Origin of the sequence: Mucilaginibacter sp. (genome assembly GCF_035492695.1) — a bacterium.
GTDB lineage: Bacteria > Bacteroidota > Bacteroidia > Sphingobacteriales > Sphingobacteriaceae > Mucilaginibacter.
In genome coordinates, this window is sequence record NZ_DATJJC010000006.1 from 168545 (window position 1) to 184031 (window position 15487).

The window sequence follows — 15487 nt, forward strand, 5'->3', positions numbered from 1 at the left end:
TAACAAAAAAGGCTCCAAATGTTGTTTGGAGCCTTCGATAATATGAAAGATGACTTTTACTTGAGGTCTTTTTTGCCAAAGTCGACAATAACCGGAGTAGCGATACAAATAGACGAATAAGTACCGAAGCAAACGCCCACCAATAAGGCGAATGAGAAGCCCCGGATAACTTCGCCACCGAATACAAATAACACTATCAGTACGAATAACACCGTTAAAGCAGTGATAATGGTACGGCTCAGCGTTTTATTGATAGCATGATTAATAACTTCCTCAGGGTCGTCAGATGCAGAATGGTGCAGGCCCAGGAACTCGCGGATACGGTCGAATACCACTACGGTGTCGTTGATCGAGTAACCGATAACTGTCAATATGGCCGCTATGAACGACTGGTCGATATCCAGGAATGGAATAAAATTCTTGAACAGCGAGAAGAAAGATAATACCATCAAAGCATCGTGCGCGGTAGCTACCATCGCCCCGAGGCTGAACTGCCATTTGCGGAACCGGAGAAGTATATAAGCCGATATGACGATGATGGCAATGAATACCGTCCAGAAAGCCGATTGTTTCAAGCCCTCTGCTATGGTAGCTTTCACTTTTTGGAATTTAATGATGTTCTTGTCGGTGATCTTGGTTTCCGGGGTTTGCCCTAAAGCATTGATCAGCGTTTGCCTAACCTTAGTATCAGCCGAAGTGGTATTTTCTTCGATCAGGTATTTGGTAGTAATGCTTATTTTATCCTTGCCGAAGGTCTTTACCTCACTGACGCCCAATGGGCCATCGATGGATTTATGGACGGTCTCAGTTGTTACGTTTTTGTTGTTGAACTGAACGATGTATGTACGTCCACCGACAAAATCGACACCGTAATTAAAGCCCTGCGTAAACATGGATATAAGCCCGGCAATAATGAAAGCGCCCGAGAAAATATAAAATTTGAAACGGTTTTTAACGAAGGCGTAATTGGCATTCTTAAAGGTGTGTGAACTCCATGGGTTCGAAAATTTAATATCCCAGCCTTTGGAGATCATCCATTCAAATATGAGCCTAGAAATCAGCAACGAACAAAATAGCGAAGTTGCGATACCGATCATCAACACCACCGCGAAGCCTTTGATAGGACCACTGCCGAATACGAATAATATCAAACCGGTAAGGAAGGTACTGATGTTGGAGTCGAGGATAGATGAAAGTGCGTGTTTGAAACCATCGGCTACTGCCAGCTTGATGGATTTACCCAGGGCAAGTTCTTCCCGTGCCCGTTCGTAAATAAGCACGTTGGCATCAACCGATATACCCAACGTTAACACGATACCGGCCACGCCTGGCATAGTTAATACGGCATTTAAACTAATGAGCACGCCCATCAGGAAGAATACGTTGATGATAACAGCAACTACCGCTATAGTACCCGCGCGATTGTAATAAGCAATCATGAAGACAAGCACGACCACAAAACCTAAAACAGATGACAATAAACCAGCGTTGATAGCCTGCTGGCCTAATGTTGCACCTACCGTATCTTCATCAACAATAACTGCGGGAGCGGGGAGACGACCGGCTTTCAGTACGTTGGCGAGGTCTTTTGTGTCTTCAATAGTGAAGTTACCCATGATCCTCGATTCGCCGCCGGTTATCGCGTTTTCAACTCCGGGGGCCGAATAAACGTTATCGTCGAGCACAATGGCAATAGCATCATTCGTTGGAGCCGCCTGTTCTGTTACTTCTTTCCATTTCTGGGCACCCTGCGGGTTCATGCTCATGCTCACTTCCGGGGAACCTTTAACAGGATCAATCTCGCTCCTGGCATCGGTTACCACATCACCTGTAAGCACAGCGCCATTATCGGCGCCTGAAAGTTTCATGGCATAAAGTTCGAAACGTTTATCCTGGTTATTGGAATTATCGGTTTTATCCTCAATGGGTTTAACGCCCCACAGCAATTTCATATTTTGGGGCATCAGGGCCTTTACTTCCGGCATCTTAAGGATTGCATTAACCCTAGCAGTATCTTTTTTAAGCGCGTAACCAATTACCGGCGATTTCTGCACTTGGCCGGTGTTTGGATTTTGAACGTAATTAGGACTCAGGAGCGTAAACAACGGAAATTGCGCACTCCTGGAAGCTTTACCCGCTAATGACGATGTATCTTTCCCGGCGCTTTTATTTACTTTATTCAACAACGAAAGCGCACCTTTTGACGTGTCTTTCTTGGCTTCAGCAACCTTGTTGCCGGCTTTCCCGGTGTCTGCTTTAGCATTAGTTTTGGTTGAATCAGTTTTAGCAGCCTTGTTTTTTGCTGCCAATAGCGAGTTAATGCTATTCAGCGTAGCAAAGGCCTCGGTGTTGGTAAATGTCCGATAAAATTCCAGCTTGGCGGTCCCTTGCAATAGTTTTCTTACACGCTCCTGCTCTGTTACGCCCGGCAGTTCTACCAATATCTGGTTGCGGTCTTTTAACAACTGAACATTGGGCTGGGTGACACCGAGCTGGTCGATACGGGTATTGATAACCGTATAGGTTTGCTGTACGGCCACATCAGCCTGTTCCTTCAGGTAAGTCTCAACTTTGGCATTATCGTCACTGAATTTCAGGTGCTCACGGTTATCCTGTGTAGCGAAAATAGCTGCCAGCTTGCCGTTTGGATTAAGCGTTTCGTATTCCTTTACAAATAGTGTAATGTAGTCGCTTTGACTGGTTCTGCTGTCAATATCTGCCTTATCTAAAGCCTGGTTAAAAGTAGGATCGGGATTTTTGTTGGCCAACGTCTGCACCAGATCGCGCAACGCAACCTGCATGGTTACGCTCATGCCACCTTGTAAGTCGAGACCGAGGGCTAATTCGTGATTCTCGCAATATTGATAGGTATGCCCGAGGATAGGATATACCGGTTTGGTCGATATGGAATCTAAATATGCTTTTTGCTTTGTTGTATCACCTTTGGCATATGCTACGGCATCGTCCTTAACCTTGCGCACCACCCACGTGAACGAAATCTCGTATAAGCAGACTATCGCCAAAAAGATGGCGAAAAATTTGATAACCCCTTTACCTTGCATTGTAAATTATAATATGTAATAAATTAGTTTATAAGCTTTTTAAATAAGACGGCAAATCTAATAAAATTTTATAAGCATAAAATTTTATATTCAAACAAAATAAAGGCATTGAGTGTTAGGGCCGTTCGAGGGTGATAAATGAGTATGGGATATTGTTTTTTTCGTCAGCCGGGAAGTCTTCGCGTTTGGTTTCGATCCACTTTTTGTGGTCAATATCAGGGAAGAAGGTATCCGCATCAAAAGCTTTATGAACAATGGTAAGATAAATTTTATCGGTTTTATCCATCGCAAGGCGGTAAATTTCGGCGCCGCCGCCAATAAATACTTCATACTCGCCCTGGCATAAGGTTATTGCTTCGTCAATCGATTTCACTACTTCACAACCTTCAATTTTGATGTCCTGCCGGGTTACAACGATGTTGCGGCGATTGGGTAACGGTTTGCCCACCGAATCGAATGTTTTTCGGCCCATAATAATGGTATGCCCGGAAGTAACCACCCGGAAATGTTTCAAATCGGCCGGCAAGTGCCATAGCAACTGATTGTTTTTACCGATGGCGTTATTTTCGCCTATGGCGACGATGGCAGATATTGTCATTGATTTGATGATTAATGAGAGGCGAGGAGCGTTAATAATACATTATCTTCACTGATGATCTTTTGTATAAGATATTCCAGCCTTATTTGTTCTAAACCGGGCCGATTTTTAACATGAACGCAATTCAATGCCTTATCCAGGCTTAACAAGTCAGGAAAAAGCGTCTTAATATAGTCGGGACTATTCCCCATCAACCAATGAACTAATTAACAAATGAACTATACAGCTACCGCTCCCTTAATATGCGGCCATGGATCATAATTCTCCAGTGTAAAATCTTCAAACTTAAATTGGAAAATATCTTTTACATCCGGGTTTATCTTCATTGTCGGCAGCGGACGGGGTTCGCGGCTTAACTGCAAGTTTGCCTGTTCAATGTGATTATTATACAGGTGTGCATCGCCAAAGGTGTGGATAAAGTCACCGTACTGCAGGTTACACACCTGGGCCATCATCATAGTCAACAAAGCGTATGATGCTATATTAAAAGGTACGCCCAAAAATATATCCGCGCTGCGCTGATATAGCTGGCAGGATAATTTGCCATCAGCTACATAAAATTGGAAAAGGCTGTGGCAAGGAGGGAGCGCCATGCGTTCCACATCGGCCACATTCCAGGCCGACACCATGATGCGGCGCGAATCCGGGTTGTTTTTGAGTTGGTTCACCACCTGGCTTATCTGGTCGATATGCCCGCCGTCGGGTTTTGGCCAGTTACGCCATTGGTAGCCATAAACAGGTCCCAGGTTGCCGTTCTCATCCGCCCACTCGTCCCATATGCGTACACCGTTCTCTTTCAGGTAAGCAATATTGGTGTCGCCTTGCAAAAACCATATCAGCTCGTGTATGATCGATTTCAGGTGAAGCTTTTTGGTAGTAACCAGCGGAAAGCCGTCCTGCAGGTTAAAACGCATCTGGTAGCCAAATACGCTTAAAGTGCCGGTGCCGGTACGGTCGTGCTTTTGTGCGCCGTTATCCAGCACATGCTTCATCAAATCAAGGTATTGTTTCATTATTGGGTTGATTAAGTTGATTATGCTGGATCAAGTTGAATTGTTATTTTTAAATATCGGCCGATCATAACTTAATCAACCATTTAACTCAATCAACTGAATCTAACTTCCCGATACAAATAAAAATAATCTATTTTTGGTATCCTACGGATGTGCAAAAATACACGCCGTGTTAATCAATCTGATGATCGTATTCCCGAACGCCAAGATCAATATCGGCATTAATATAACAGGCCGCCGGCCCGATGGTTACCATAATATCGAAACAATTTTTTATCCGGTTAAAATATATGACGCCCTGGAAGCATTGGCAGGCAAGGAGCTGAGTTTTCAATCATCAGGCCTGGGTATTCCCGGCAGGGTAGAGGATAACCTTTGCATTAAGGCTTATCATCTCATCAAAAATGACTACGAGCTGCCGCCGGTAACTATTCACCTGCATAAACACATCCCGATAGGGGCAGGGCTTGGCGGCGGTTCGGCCGATGCGGCTTTCTTTATTAAGCTGATCGATCAGCTATTTGAATTAGGTATGGCCACAGAACAGAAACTGCACTACGCCCGGCAACTGGGCGCCGACTGTGCGTTTTTTATCGAAAGCAAACCAGTATTTGCATTTGAAAAGGGGGATAGGTTTGAACCGGTAAACCTCGATCTGTCCGGGTATCACATTGCGTTGGTAATGCCTCCTGCGCATGTTTCCACGTCCGAAGCGTACCGGGGAGTTAAGCCCGCGCCGGCAGAGTTGTCTTTAAAAGAACTTGTAAGCCTACCCATTCACGAATGGAAGCACAGCATCAAAAATGATTTTGAGGAATCGGTGTTTAAAAACCACGCAGTAATAAGAGGCGTAAAAGCGGCTATGTATGAGGCAGGCGCGATATACGCCAGTATGAGCGGGAGCGGGGCCTCCGTTTTCGGGATATTTGATAAAACACCTGATCTGTCATCACTGGAGAAAACAAACCAGGTGTTTTATAATATTTGATTTACACGCCTGCATCGTCAGTTACCCCGCGGCCAACGGCTTCAACCCAGTCCCGGTCGCCCAGGCCTTTAGCTACAGCTGTTAAAAGACGATTATGGATAAGTGTGCCCAGGGGCATAGGCGTTTCGCTTTGCTGGGCCAATTTGAATGCGAGGCGGGCATCTTTATAACCCAGTTTTGCTTTAAACCCTACCGGTTCGTATTGTTTATTAGCGATCAGCCTGCCATAGTTTTGATAAATAGGCGCGTTGAATATCGTAGAACCGAAGAACTCAGCCACTTTGGTGCGGTCGAGGTTGAACTTCTCTGCCAGGGTGAATGCCTCTGCCATCATTTCGAGTGACGACATGATCATGAAGTTGCCTGCTATCTTCACGACATTGGCCCCACCGGCGTCTTCACCAAAATCAACCACGCCCTGCCCAAGACATTCCAGAATAGGGGTTGCCGTTTGCTTATCTTTTTTGCTGCCCGAAACGCATACCCATAATTTCTTTGCAGCCGCGGCTTCAGGGCGACCGAATACGGGCGCAGCGAGGTATGAGCTCCCTGCGGCTTTATGCTGATCGGAAAGGAATTGAGCAATATCCGGCGAGATGGTGCTCATTGAGATATGAAGCCCGCCTTTTTGAAGAGTGTTTAAGATCCCATTTTTTCCGACAACACTTTCTTTAACGGTATCGTCGTCCGAAAGCATGGTAATTACCACAGCCACATTAGCCGCAGCCTCCGCAGGCGTTTTGCATTTGGTAATTGCCGACGCTTCAAGGTCGTCGGCCTTTTCAGCCGTACGGTTGTACACCTGCAGATGATAGCCCGCAGCTATTAAATTTTTCGCCATTGGAAGGCCCATATTCCCGAGGCCAATAAACCCGATTTTCATATAGTAGATTGTTTTGTTATTTTAACTGATGTAATCCCTGTCTTCGTCGCTTAGTGTATTAGGATGGTCCTTTTTAGCATCGGCATCTTCAACTTGCCCCGGGATATACTTTGGTCGCCCAGGCCTACCGACGAGCACCCCGATGATGAAGCCGGCTATCGCGGCAAAAAGGAGCATAGCCAATTTCGAAATGTGGTAAGTAGCAAACAACACATTGAAAAATACAGGCTCGCTATTTTGCATGATCACTACGGTAAGCAGTATCGTAATGATGATGATCAGCATTGTTTTTATTCTCATGTCTATTTCAAATTAACGGTGAAAAAATGATTCGGTTTATATCGTTTAAAAATGTGACCCGGCAATGAAATACTAATCTACAAAAAGGGAAGGGGAGTGGGAGCGAAGGCTGTAAAATATATAAGCGTTTCTATCGAATTGAAAAACCAGAAAAATTAAGCAAAGCGTTCTCTTATTTTTTTTGACGAACCGGCGTCAATTTTTCATGTGAAAATTTCGCGTACGAAACACCGGAAAATACATCCTCGAATTTTTTTGCTGGTACGCGTGGCACTCCGGCGATTTTTCCAAAACTCACAATTTCCGTTTTGATACACTTTGATTGCGTATTTGCGGTTAATTACCTTTAATGAAGTTTTTATGTATATAGCCAATGTTAAATAATTGATTAATAAATATATAAATAGTAAAAATACCCCACTATTGAATAATTGCTAAAAATATTAGTTTTTTTGATAATTTAGTTAAGCCGCTTTTGTTAAACAGTTGATTTATATATTTGATATAATTATAAGATTATCAGTAAAATAAAATTATTTAAAAATTTACAAAGCGAAAATTTTTACTTGCATTGATCACGAAAATTGCTCTTATTTAGCAGAATTTAACGGTCGCTAATATTGATGGTTATTTTACACTAAGGCAATTTATAAATTCCCCTTTAATCCACTTAAACTGACCCGCCGGGGTTAAGTAAAGGTGATGACCAGAATAGCTTAAATCGCTTTAAAATGCGTGAGGATGATACGCATGAACCGCACCTGCCCTACCCCGCCGCGGGTAGGACCGTATACAAAAATGAAAAGCGATGACTATTTTTTCCTTCTCGCCAATTGCTTTTGAGCGACAGGAAACAGGAAGATGGTAGATAAAATAATGATGGCGCCGACCCAAAAACCAGTTGTCATTTTATTCATATCACCAAAGAAAAGAAACGACATGATAATCCCATAAACGGGTTCAAGGTTAGTGATGAGCGCCACGCGAAAGGGTGAAAGCTCGCGCATTACCGATACTCCGGCAACGTAAGCCAGTGATGTACACACCGTTCCCAGCAGGAAAAGATAGCCGAAATCGGAGCGGGAAAGCGCCATTGATTGGTTGAATCCATTGGTGAAGGCAAGGTATAACGATATCCACACAAAGGCCCCCGACAGCTCATAAAAGGCGATGACAGGTGCCTGGTAATGTTTTACCTGGCGGGCGTTGATGATGGAAAAAAGGCTCGCACAAACGGCGCAAATGATACCTGCAATAATGCCCTTAGTGTATTGTGTTTCAAATTTGAATATGATAAATATACCCAGGATAATGAGTAAACCAGAAATGATCTCGAGCCCGGATATCCGGTTTTTATTGATGAGTGGTTCGAGTATGGCAGTGAATAATGTAAGGGATGAGAAGCATACCAAGGCCACCGAAACGGTAGATAATTTGATGGACAGAAAGAATAATATCCAGTGTGCGCCAACCAGCGCGCCGGTTAAGACCAGCTTGAAAAAGGCGGCTCTGCTTACCTTAAATTCGGTGCGGTTAAACCGGAAATAAAAGAATAGAGATATGGATGCGATGAGTACCCTGTACCATACCAGGTGCACCGCCGACACGCTGATAAGCTTGCCTAATATACCCGTGAAACCCCAGATGAAAACAGTAAAATGCAGGATGACCAGGTTCTTATTTAGGGTAGCCGGTTCGGTTTCGGAAGGCATTTACTTTGGCGCTTTTAATAACAGAAAGTAACCCAATATACCAAACAATACATTAGGTACAAATACTGATAGTAAAGCCGGCGCACCGCCTTTTGTAGAGAATACAAGCGCAAACCGCTCGACCACGATATAGGCAAAACAAAGCAGGATACCGATACCAAGGGGCAGTCCTATCCCTCCGCGCACCTTGCGCGACGACATAGAAACGCCAATTAGCGTGAGCACGTAGGTGGATAACGGATATACGAAGCGATTGTATTTTTCAAATTCCATATCCATCAGTTCGCCGGTACCACGCAATTTAGCCTTTTCGATATTTTTGTTGAGCAGTTGGGTCGACATGGCGCTATAGGCGTTGTCCCTGATCTCGAAGTCCACGGGTTTCATATCCAGTGTGGTGTCTTTAGACGTGCCGTGCCATATCATCGATTCCTTTAAACCTTTGATACGGCGCAGGCTGTAGTTTTTCAGGGTCCATTTGCGTTTGAGCGAATCGTATGAAATATTCTGGGCCACCCATTTTTCGGTCATGGTATCACCGTTAAACTTCTCCATAATAAATTCAAAGCCTGTTTTTGACGAGTTATCGAATGATTTTACAAAAACGAAAGTATGCTTATCCAACTGCATGTGTACCTCGCTTTTGGATGGATCGCTGCCATCGCTGAAATTTTTATTCTCAAAATCAACCTTTAACCTGTTGGTGAAAGGAATAAGATAGATGTTAGCAAACAGCGATACAATAAATATCAGCGAAGCCGAAACAAAATAGGGCCGTAAAAACCGGGCAAAACTCGCTTTGGAACTTAATATCGGTACAATCTCCGTTTGGTTGGCCATCCTGGCGGTAAACAGGATAACTGCAATGAAATTGATCAAAGGTTCGAGCAGGTTCAGGTAAAAAGGGATGAAGCCTGCATAATATTTGAAAGCAATATCGTGCAGGCTTGCCCCCGATTTTAAAAAATTATCGATGTGTTCGGCAATATCAAAAACCACAGTAATAACAGTAAATATGCCAAGGGTAAATACAAAAGTGCCCAGGTACTTATTGATAATGTACCAGTCGATCACTTTAAGATATTTACTAAACAAACGTTTCATTTATAATCGTTGGCCCAGGCGTTTAACCATTTTTTCTTTCCAGTCATAAAATTCACCGGCAATAATTTTCTCGCGCGCTTGTTTCACCAGCCACAGGTAAAAATGCAGGTTATGCAAGGTAGCTATCTGTGCGCCCAATATTTCGCCGGAATGCACCAGGTGACGAAGATAAGCTTTTGTATAGCATACATCCGCAAACAGGTCGCTATCAGCTTCTATCGGTGTAAAATCATTTTTCCACTTCTCATTACGTATATTGATGATGCCCTCTTTAGTGAAAAGCATGCCATTACGGGCATTACGCGTAGGCATCACACAGTCAAACATATCAATACCTAACGCTATATTCTCCAAAATATTTACCGGTGTGCCAACGCCCATCAGGTAACGTGGTTTTTCCTTCGGTAATATATCGCATACAATTTCTGTCATGGCATACATTTCTTCCGCAGGTTCGCCTACCGATAAACCGCCAATAGCATTACCCTCGCGTTCAAAGGATGCGATAACTTCCGCTGATTTTATACGCAGATCTTTATAAACCGACCCCTGTACAATAGGGAAGAGGGTTTGGGTGTACCCATATTTAGGTTCGGTACTATCAAAACGGTCGCAGCAGCGTTTGAGCCAGCGATGCGTCATCTCTATAGATTTGCGCGCATAGCCATATTCGCAAGGGTAAGGTGTGCACTCATCAAGGGCCATAATAATATCTGCGCCGATGGTGCGCTGGGTATCCATTACGTTCTCGGGCGTGAACAAATGTTTTGAGCCGTCGATATGTGAACGGAAAGTGACGCCTTCTTCTTTTATTTTCCTTACATCGGTAAGCGAGTACACCTGGTAACCGCCGCTGTCTGTAAGGATAGGGCCGTCCCATCCGTTAAATTTATGTAGCCCGCCTGCTTTTTCGAGGGTATCAAGTCCCGGTCTTAGATAAAGATGATAGGTGTTGCCTAATATGATCTGCGCTTCAATATCATTTTTCAGCTCACGCTGGTGCACAGCCTTAACCGTTCCGGCAGTACCCACCGGCATAAAGATAGGTGTTTGTATAGTACCATGATCGGTTGTGATCTCGCCCGCGCGGGCTTTGGAAAGCGGGTCTTGTGCAGTTAAATTAAATTTCATTTCGAGGGGGCAAAATTAGTCATTTATGTTGATTAAGTTGATCGGGGTGAATATTTGGCGCGTTTTGCATCTAACCGGCTTAATCAAATCAACTTAATCTAAATTTCAACTTAATCTTTCACTGATTTTTAACAACTTTGCCTGATATTACGATCTGATTTGGAAGCATATTTACCCGGAACTTTACTCGCATTATTATTTATTTGTTTTATAGTCCAGCTATACTACCTTGTTTATTACCATCGCCGGCTGGCTGCTTATGAACCCCTCGCTGAATTAAAGAAAAGTAATATCCCTATTTCCGTTATTATTAGTGCGCGTAACGAGGAGCAAAACCTTGCCGCTAATCTTCCCGCCATTTTAGAACAGGACTATCCCGATTTTGAAGTGGTGGTTGTTAACGACTGTTCGCTCGATGAATCCGAAGAAGTTTTGAAGGAACTGTGTGCAAAATACGCGCATCTTAAAGTAGCCGTTGTAACAGAAAACGACCGATTTAAAACGGGTAAGAAGTTTGCATTGACCATGGGTATTAAGGCGGCAAAAAACGAACACTTGTTGTTCACTGATGCCGATTGCAAACCGGCCTCGTCAAACTGGATCAGCCGCATGGCCGTAAATTTTGAAGGTCCCACAGAAATTGTGCTGGGCTATTCGCCCTATTCTGGTACGAGTGGTTTTCTAAATGCTTTTATCCGCTTTGAAACTATCAGGACCGCCATAAACTACTTATCAGCAGCCTTAGCCGGCAATGCTTATATGGGTATAGGGCGTAACCTTGCTTATACTAAAACGCTGTTCTTTAAAAATAAAGGCTTCGCATCACACATGCATGTGATGTCGGGCGATGACGACTTGTTTGTAAATGAGAATGCGACGCGGGAAAATATAGCCATTGAAATACACCCTGAAGCTTTTACATACAGTCCGGCAAAAGAATCCATGTCAGCCTTGTATCGTCAAAAACGCCGCCATATGGGCGTAGGCAAAATGTACCAGAACAAACACCGCCGCATGTTGAGTTTTGATGCACTTTCCGGCTTGTTTTTTTATATCTTAGTAGTCATCAGTTTAATATTAACCCACGACCCATTGCTGGCACTGGGTTTGCTCTTATTCAGAATAATTGCCCAATTAATTTTGTACTATAAAATATTCAGGAAACTGGACGGCAAAAATTTAATATGGTATTTGCCTTTCTTTGACCTTGTTTATTACGTTTATTTAAATATTTTTGGATTGATAGGCACTTTTATAAAAACTACGCAGTGGAAATAAACGCAAATTTTACCGAGAATGCTAAGAACGACTTCTACCTTGTGGTAAAAGCCCGCGAAGGAAACCAAAAGGCGTATGCCGACCTGATGCACCGCTACAAAGATTCCATCTACTTTATGGCCCTGAAAATGGTGAATAATAAAGAAGATGCAATGGACCTTACAGTGGAAACGTTTGCCAAGGCCTTTGAAAAACTGGAGAAATATCAGCCTGATTATGCCTTTAGTACATGGCTGTTCCGCGTTGCTACTAACAACTGTATCGATTTTATCAGGAAGAAAAAGTTAAATACCATGTCGATCCATGGCATGGTGGATGATGACGGCGAAGAAAAAACGCTGCAGATAAAAGCCGATGTGTTGAACCCGGAAGAAACGTCGATAAAAAAACAGCAGACACAGGAGCTAAAAGTATTGATAGAGGGTCTTCCACCGCGCTACCGCAACCTGATAACCCTGCGTTATTTTGATGAATTGTCATATGAAGAGATCGCTGTGCAACTCGATCTTCCGCTTGGCACAGTAAAGGCGCAGCTTTTCAGAGCAAGGTACTTGCTGGGCAATATCATAAACCGTTTTAACAGGGATGACATCTGACATCATCTTTAAATATTTCCCCGACTTAACATCCCGGCAAAAGGAGCAATACGAACAACTGCCCGAATTATACAATTACTGGAACAGCCAGATCAACGTGATATCGCGAAAAGATATTGATTTGCTGTTTGAACGGCATGTGCTGCATTCATTAGGGATAGCTAAAGTGATGCCATTCGTACCCGGTGAACGTGTGCTGGACGTAGGGACCGGGGGAGGTTTCCCGGGAATCCCTTTGGCCATTATGTTTCCTGAAACACAATTTTTCCTGGTGGATTCAATCGGCAAAAAGATCAAAGTAGTTAATGAAGTTGCCAAAGCCATCAGTCTGCAAAACCTTAAGGCTGAACATATCCGCGCCGAGCAGGTGCCCGGCAAATTTGATTTTGTGGTATCGAGGGCTGTTACCCAGCTAAAAGAGTTTTATCCATGGGTAAAAGGAAAATTCAACAAAGAATCCAAAAACGAGCTATTTAATGGTATCCTTTACCTAAAGGGAGGCGATCTGCAACAGGAAATTGCCGAATCAAAGCTGGTTGTCCGTCAATACCACCTTAATGATTACTTCGCCGAAGAATTTTTCGAAACCAAGCAGGTGATCTATATAAAAGGCGCCTGACCAGTTTTAACCCTTCCTGCCTTTTACCGTTAAATTACAGGCTGCGTTAGCTTTTTAGCAGCTGGTTTCGTTATCTTTTTACTCTTCCCCTTAGTCGATTTATGTGTGGATTTAACCGTTGCCTTTGGTTTTACTGGTTCGGGTGGTGGCGGTGGGGCAGGTTCGTCATGTTTTTTATCTTCAACTTCGGTTGTTGTATTTTTATTATCAGGATTATCCTTCTTCTTCTTTTTAAAGATGTTGATCTTATCAAGCATTTCCTTCAATGATTTATGCTTTGGGTGCGGTGGCGGTTCAGGACGTTGACGGGAACTGTCCTGTCCAAAAACATTTCCGGAAAAAAAAATTAAAGATAACCCGATGGAAAAAATCACCAGGTATTTGGGGATAACCCTGAAACCCCTTTCCTTTCGGCACTGTGACATGGCTTTAGCGTATTAAATTTTTTGGTAATGCCAATTTATCAAATTTTAATTGAATTATAAAAGGGTTTCAATTACAGTGATTTGAGTTTGAAACTGGTTGAGAGTTTAAGAGTGCAGGAATATTTTTTGCTAAAAATTTGAGCAAATCAAGATTTTCCATAAATTGGCGCTGTTTATCTAAATCTATGTCGCTATTACACCAAATCGGTTTAACGTTTCTTCGAAATATAGGCCCTGCATCCGCCAAAGCTTTGCTTTCCCAATTTGGTGATGCAGAACAAATATTTAAAACGCCTAAAGCCAAATTGCTTAAGGTACCCGGGATCGGCGAAAAACGGACCGATATTTTCAGTCTGACCGACGTGTTGTACCGGGCCGAAGAGGAGATACGGTTTATTGAAATGAATGAAATAACGCCTATCTTTTATACAGATGCTGCTTATCCCAAACGACTAAAAAACTGTATCGACAGCCCCATATTACTTTATGCCAAAGGCGATATGGATCTGAACAAACTTCACGTGGTTAGTATTGTAGGTACACGACGGGCGACGGATTACGGCAGGCAGTTATGCCGGCAATTGGTTGAAGAATTACAGCAATATAATGTTTTGGTGGTGAGCGGGCTGGCCACGGGGATAGATACCGCAGCCCATAAAGAAAGTATGAAACAAGGCTTGCAGACGGTAGGGGTTTTGGGGCATGGCCTTGAAATGATGTACCCGGCGGCAAACCGTTCAACAGCTCAAAAGATGATGGAAAATGGGGGAATACTAACGGAATATCCATCGGGTACCATAGCTGATGCGAAGAATTTCCCCCAACGGAACCGTATTGTTGCCGGTATGGCTGATGCTACTGTGGTAGTTGAGGCAAGCATAAAAGGCGGGGCGCTGATCACTGCTGAAATTGCCAATTCATACGACCGGGATGTATTTGCGTTCCCGGGAAGGATAGATGACGAATATTCGGAAGGATGTAATTTCCTGGTAAGAAATAATAAGGCCGCTTTGCTTACCTGCGCGGCCGACCTGGCTTACAGCCTGGGCTGGGAGAGCAGTAAAGATGCAAAGCCCAAAAAGCAATTGGCTTTTGCGATGGACCTGACAACCGAAGAAAGGCTTATTTTTGATGTTATCCATCAACACAAATCGCCATTAGCGATAGACGACCTTACTTTAAAGGTAAATATGCCTATGAGCCAGCTGGCGATGAACCTGCTGAATATGGAAATGCAGGGTTATATCCGTTCGCTGCCGGGCAAAACTTACACGCTCAATTAATATCCTCCTTTGGAAAGCTATACCATTTAACGGTGCCAGTCCCGGCACTTATCATTTCCCAACTATCCAGTTTAAACCCGATGAGGGCGATGGCACAGGTTGGAAAGTCGAGCGATTGACCGGTGAAGTAATAAATGATTTGCTCGAGCGTAGGATTGTGGCCTACTAAGCCCATAAAATCTTGTTTTTGGTCAAACTCGTTTATCACTTGTAATAAAGCAGGACGGTTTGCCTCATAGATGCGAATGTCTTCCTTGGCTTTAGGTAACGACAAAAATTGGGTAAAAATATCTGCGGTGCTCAGCGTACGGAGAGCGGGACTGGTCACCAGGTTTTGGGGCACAAGCTTTTCAGCAAGCAGCCTTTCGGCCATAAGTTCAGCGTCGCGTATACCTGACTTTTTGAGAGGCCTTTCAAAATCTTCAAAGTCAAGATCGTGAGTAGCGCGGGCGTGGCGTATTAAAAGAAGCTTTTTCATTAATCAGCTCGTATGAT

At 43.6% G+C, this 15487-nt stretch carries 15 protein-coding genes; 5 read left to right on the forward strand and 10 right to left on the reverse strand.

Annotated elements, in window-relative coordinates; all coding sequences use genetic code 11:
- Positions 1-56 precede the first annotated feature (56 nt).
- From secDF to VL525_RS03215, 3 genes are all read right to left on the reverse strand, one after another.
- Positions 57-3062, reverse strand: a complete 3006-nt coding sequence (secDF, locus tag VL525_RS03205) for a protein translocase subunit SecDF (RefSeq protein ID WP_325383239.1) — start codon at positions 3060-3062, stop codon at positions 57-59.
- Between the two features lie 115 nt (positions 3063-3177).
- Positions 3178-3660, reverse strand: a complete 483-nt coding sequence (locus VL525_RS03210) for a dihydrofolate reductase (RefSeq protein WP_325383241.1) — start codon at positions 3658-3660, stop codon at positions 3178-3180.
- Between the two features lie 218 nt (positions 3661-3878).
- Positions 3879-4673, reverse strand: a complete 795-nt coding sequence (locus VL525_RS03215) for a thymidylate synthase (RefSeq protein WP_325383243.1) — start codon at positions 4671-4673, stop codon at positions 3879-3881.
- Positions 4674-4842: 169 nt separating this feature from the next.
- Between VL525_RS03215 and ispE the strand changes: the two genes are divergently transcribed.
- The gene (gene ispE / locus VL525_RS03220; protein ID WP_325383245.1) at positions 4843-5661 is read left to right on the forward strand and encodes a 4-(cytidine 5'-diphospho)-2-C-methyl-D-erythritol kinase; all 819 of its coding nucleotides are present in this window, start codon (positions 4843-4845) and stop codon (positions 5659-5661) included.
- A gap of 1 nt (position 5662) precedes the next feature.
- Here the strand turns inward: ispE and VL525_RS03225 are convergent, their stop codons facing one another.
- The 5 genes from VL525_RS03225 to tgt all read right to left on the reverse strand — a co-directional run bounded on the left by VL525_RS03225 (position 5663) and on the right by tgt (position 10791).
- On the reverse strand, positions 5663-6544 hold the full coding sequence (locus VL525_RS03225) for an NAD(P)-dependent oxidoreductase (RefSeq protein WP_325383250.1): 882 nt from the start codon (positions 6542-6544) through the stop codon (positions 5663-5665).
- Positions 6545-6565: 21 nt separating this feature from the next.
- Entirely contained in the window at positions 6566-6844 is a 279-nt protein-coding gene (locus VL525_RS03230; protein WP_325383252.1) for a LapA family protein, read from the reverse strand.
- Between the two features lie 812 nt (positions 6845-7656).
- Positions 7657-8556 carry a DMT family transporter gene (locus VL525_RS03235; protein WP_325383254.1) on the reverse strand — a complete coding sequence of 300 codons (900 nt, stop codon included), beginning with the start codon at positions 8554-8556 and terminating at the stop codon, positions 7657-7659.
- Positions 8557-9660, reverse strand: coding sequence for an LptF/LptG family permease (locus tag VL525_RS03240; RefSeq protein WP_325383256.1), 1104 nt, complete (start codon positions 9658-9660; stop codon positions 8557-8559).
- Positions 9661-10791, reverse strand: coding sequence for a tRNA guanosine(34) transglycosylase Tgt (gene tgt / locus VL525_RS03245; RefSeq protein ID WP_325383258.1), 1131 nt, complete (start codon positions 10789-10791; stop codon positions 9661-9663).
- A gap of 159 nt (positions 10792-10950) precedes the next feature.
- Here tgt and VL525_RS03250 point away from each other — a divergent pair, with 159 nt between their 5' ends.
- Genes VL525_RS03250 through rsmG form a run of 3 tightly spaced genes read left to right on the forward strand, consistent with a single transcriptional unit; the run spans position 10951 to position 13284 of the window.
- Entirely contained in the window at positions 10951-12069 is a 1119-nt protein-coding gene (locus tag VL525_RS03250; protein ID WP_325383260.1) for a glycosyltransferase, read from the forward strand.
- Positions 12060-12665: an RNA polymerase sigma factor gene (locus VL525_RS03255; protein WP_325383262.1), complete on the forward strand. Its 606-nt coding sequence runs from the start codon at positions 12060-12062 to the stop codon at positions 12663-12665. Before VL525_RS03250 ends, VL525_RS03255 begins: the two co-directional genes overlap by 10 nt.
- On the forward strand, positions 12655-13284 hold the full coding sequence (gene rsmG, locus VL525_RS03260) for a 16S rRNA (guanine(527)-N(7))-methyltransferase RsmG (RefSeq protein WP_325383264.1): 630 nt from the start codon (positions 12655-12657) through the stop codon (positions 13282-13284). The genes VL525_RS03255 and rsmG overlap by 11 nt, the downstream gene beginning before the upstream one ends.
- Before the next feature lie 29 nt (positions 13285-13313).
- On the opposite strand, the gene VL525_RS03265 is transcribed toward rsmG, so the two are convergent.
- A complete protein-coding gene (locus tag VL525_RS03265) occupies positions 13314-13709 on the reverse strand; it encodes a hypothetical protein (RefSeq protein WP_325383266.1) in 396 nt (131 codons plus the stop codon).
- Positions 13710-13894: 185 nt separating this feature from the next.
- On the opposite strand from VL525_RS03265, the gene dprA reads away from it, so the two are divergent.
- Positions 13895-14992 (forward strand): DNA-processing protein DprA, encoded by a 1098-nt coding sequence (gene dprA / locus VL525_RS03270; protein WP_325383268.1) that lies wholly within the window; start codon positions 13895-13897, stop codon positions 14990-14992.
- Here dprA and VL525_RS03275 read toward each other — a convergent pair.
- Positions 14985-15470: a SixA phosphatase family protein gene (locus VL525_RS03275; protein WP_325383270.1), complete on the reverse strand. Its 486-nt coding sequence runs from the start codon at positions 15468-15470 to the stop codon at positions 14985-14987. The two genes, dprA and VL525_RS03275, sit on opposite strands and share 8 nt — an antisense overlap.
- Positions 15471-15487: the final 17 nt, after the last annotated feature.

Excerpts from the sequence above, each read along its gene's own strand:
- tgt (WP_325383258.1), bottom strand. The coding sequence starts at position 10,791 with ATGAAATTTAATTTAACTGCACAAGACCCGCTTTCCAAAGCCCGCGCG.
- VL525_RS03230 (WP_325383252.1), bottom strand. The coding sequence starts at position 6,844 with ATGAGAATAAAAACAATGCTGATCATCATCATTACGATACTGCTTACC.
- VL525_RS03215 (WP_325383243.1), bottom strand. The coding sequence starts at position 4,673 with ATGAAACAATACCTTGATTTGATGAAGCATGTGCTGGATAACGGCGCA.
- VL525_RS03225 (WP_325383250.1), bottom strand. The coding sequence starts at position 6,544 with ATGAAAATCGGGTTTATTGGCCTCGGGAATATGGGCCTTCCAATGGCG.
- VL525_RS03235 (WP_325383254.1), bottom strand. The coding sequence starts at position 8,556 with ATGCCTTCCGAAACCGAACCGGCTACCCTAAATAAGAACCTGGTCATC.
- dprA (WP_325383268.1), top strand. The coding sequence starts at position 13,895 with ATGTCGCTATTACACCAAATCGGTTTAACGTTTCTTCGAAATATAGGC.
- secDF (WP_325383239.1), bottom strand. The coding sequence starts at position 3,062 with ATGCAAGGTAAAGGGGTTATCAAATTTTTCGCCATCTTTTTGGCGATA.
- VL525_RS03210 (WP_325383241.1), bottom strand. The coding sequence starts at position 3,660 with ATGACAATATCTGCCATCGTCGCCATAGGCGAAAATAACGCCATCGGT.
- rsmG (WP_325383264.1), top strand. The coding sequence starts at position 12,655 with ATGACATCTGACATCATCTTTAAATATTTCCCCGACTTAACATCCCGG.
- VL525_RS03275 (WP_325383270.1), bottom strand. The coding sequence starts at position 15,470 with ATGAAAAAGCTTCTTTTAATACGCCACGCCCGCGCTACTCACGATCTT.
- VL525_RS03265 (WP_325383266.1), bottom strand. The coding sequence starts at position 13,709 with ATGTCACAGTGCCGAAAGGAAAGGGGTTTCAGGGTTATCCCCAAATAC.
- VL525_RS03240 (WP_325383256.1), bottom strand. The coding sequence starts at position 9,660 with ATGAAACGTTTGTTTAGTAAATATCTTAAAGTGATCGACTGGTACATT.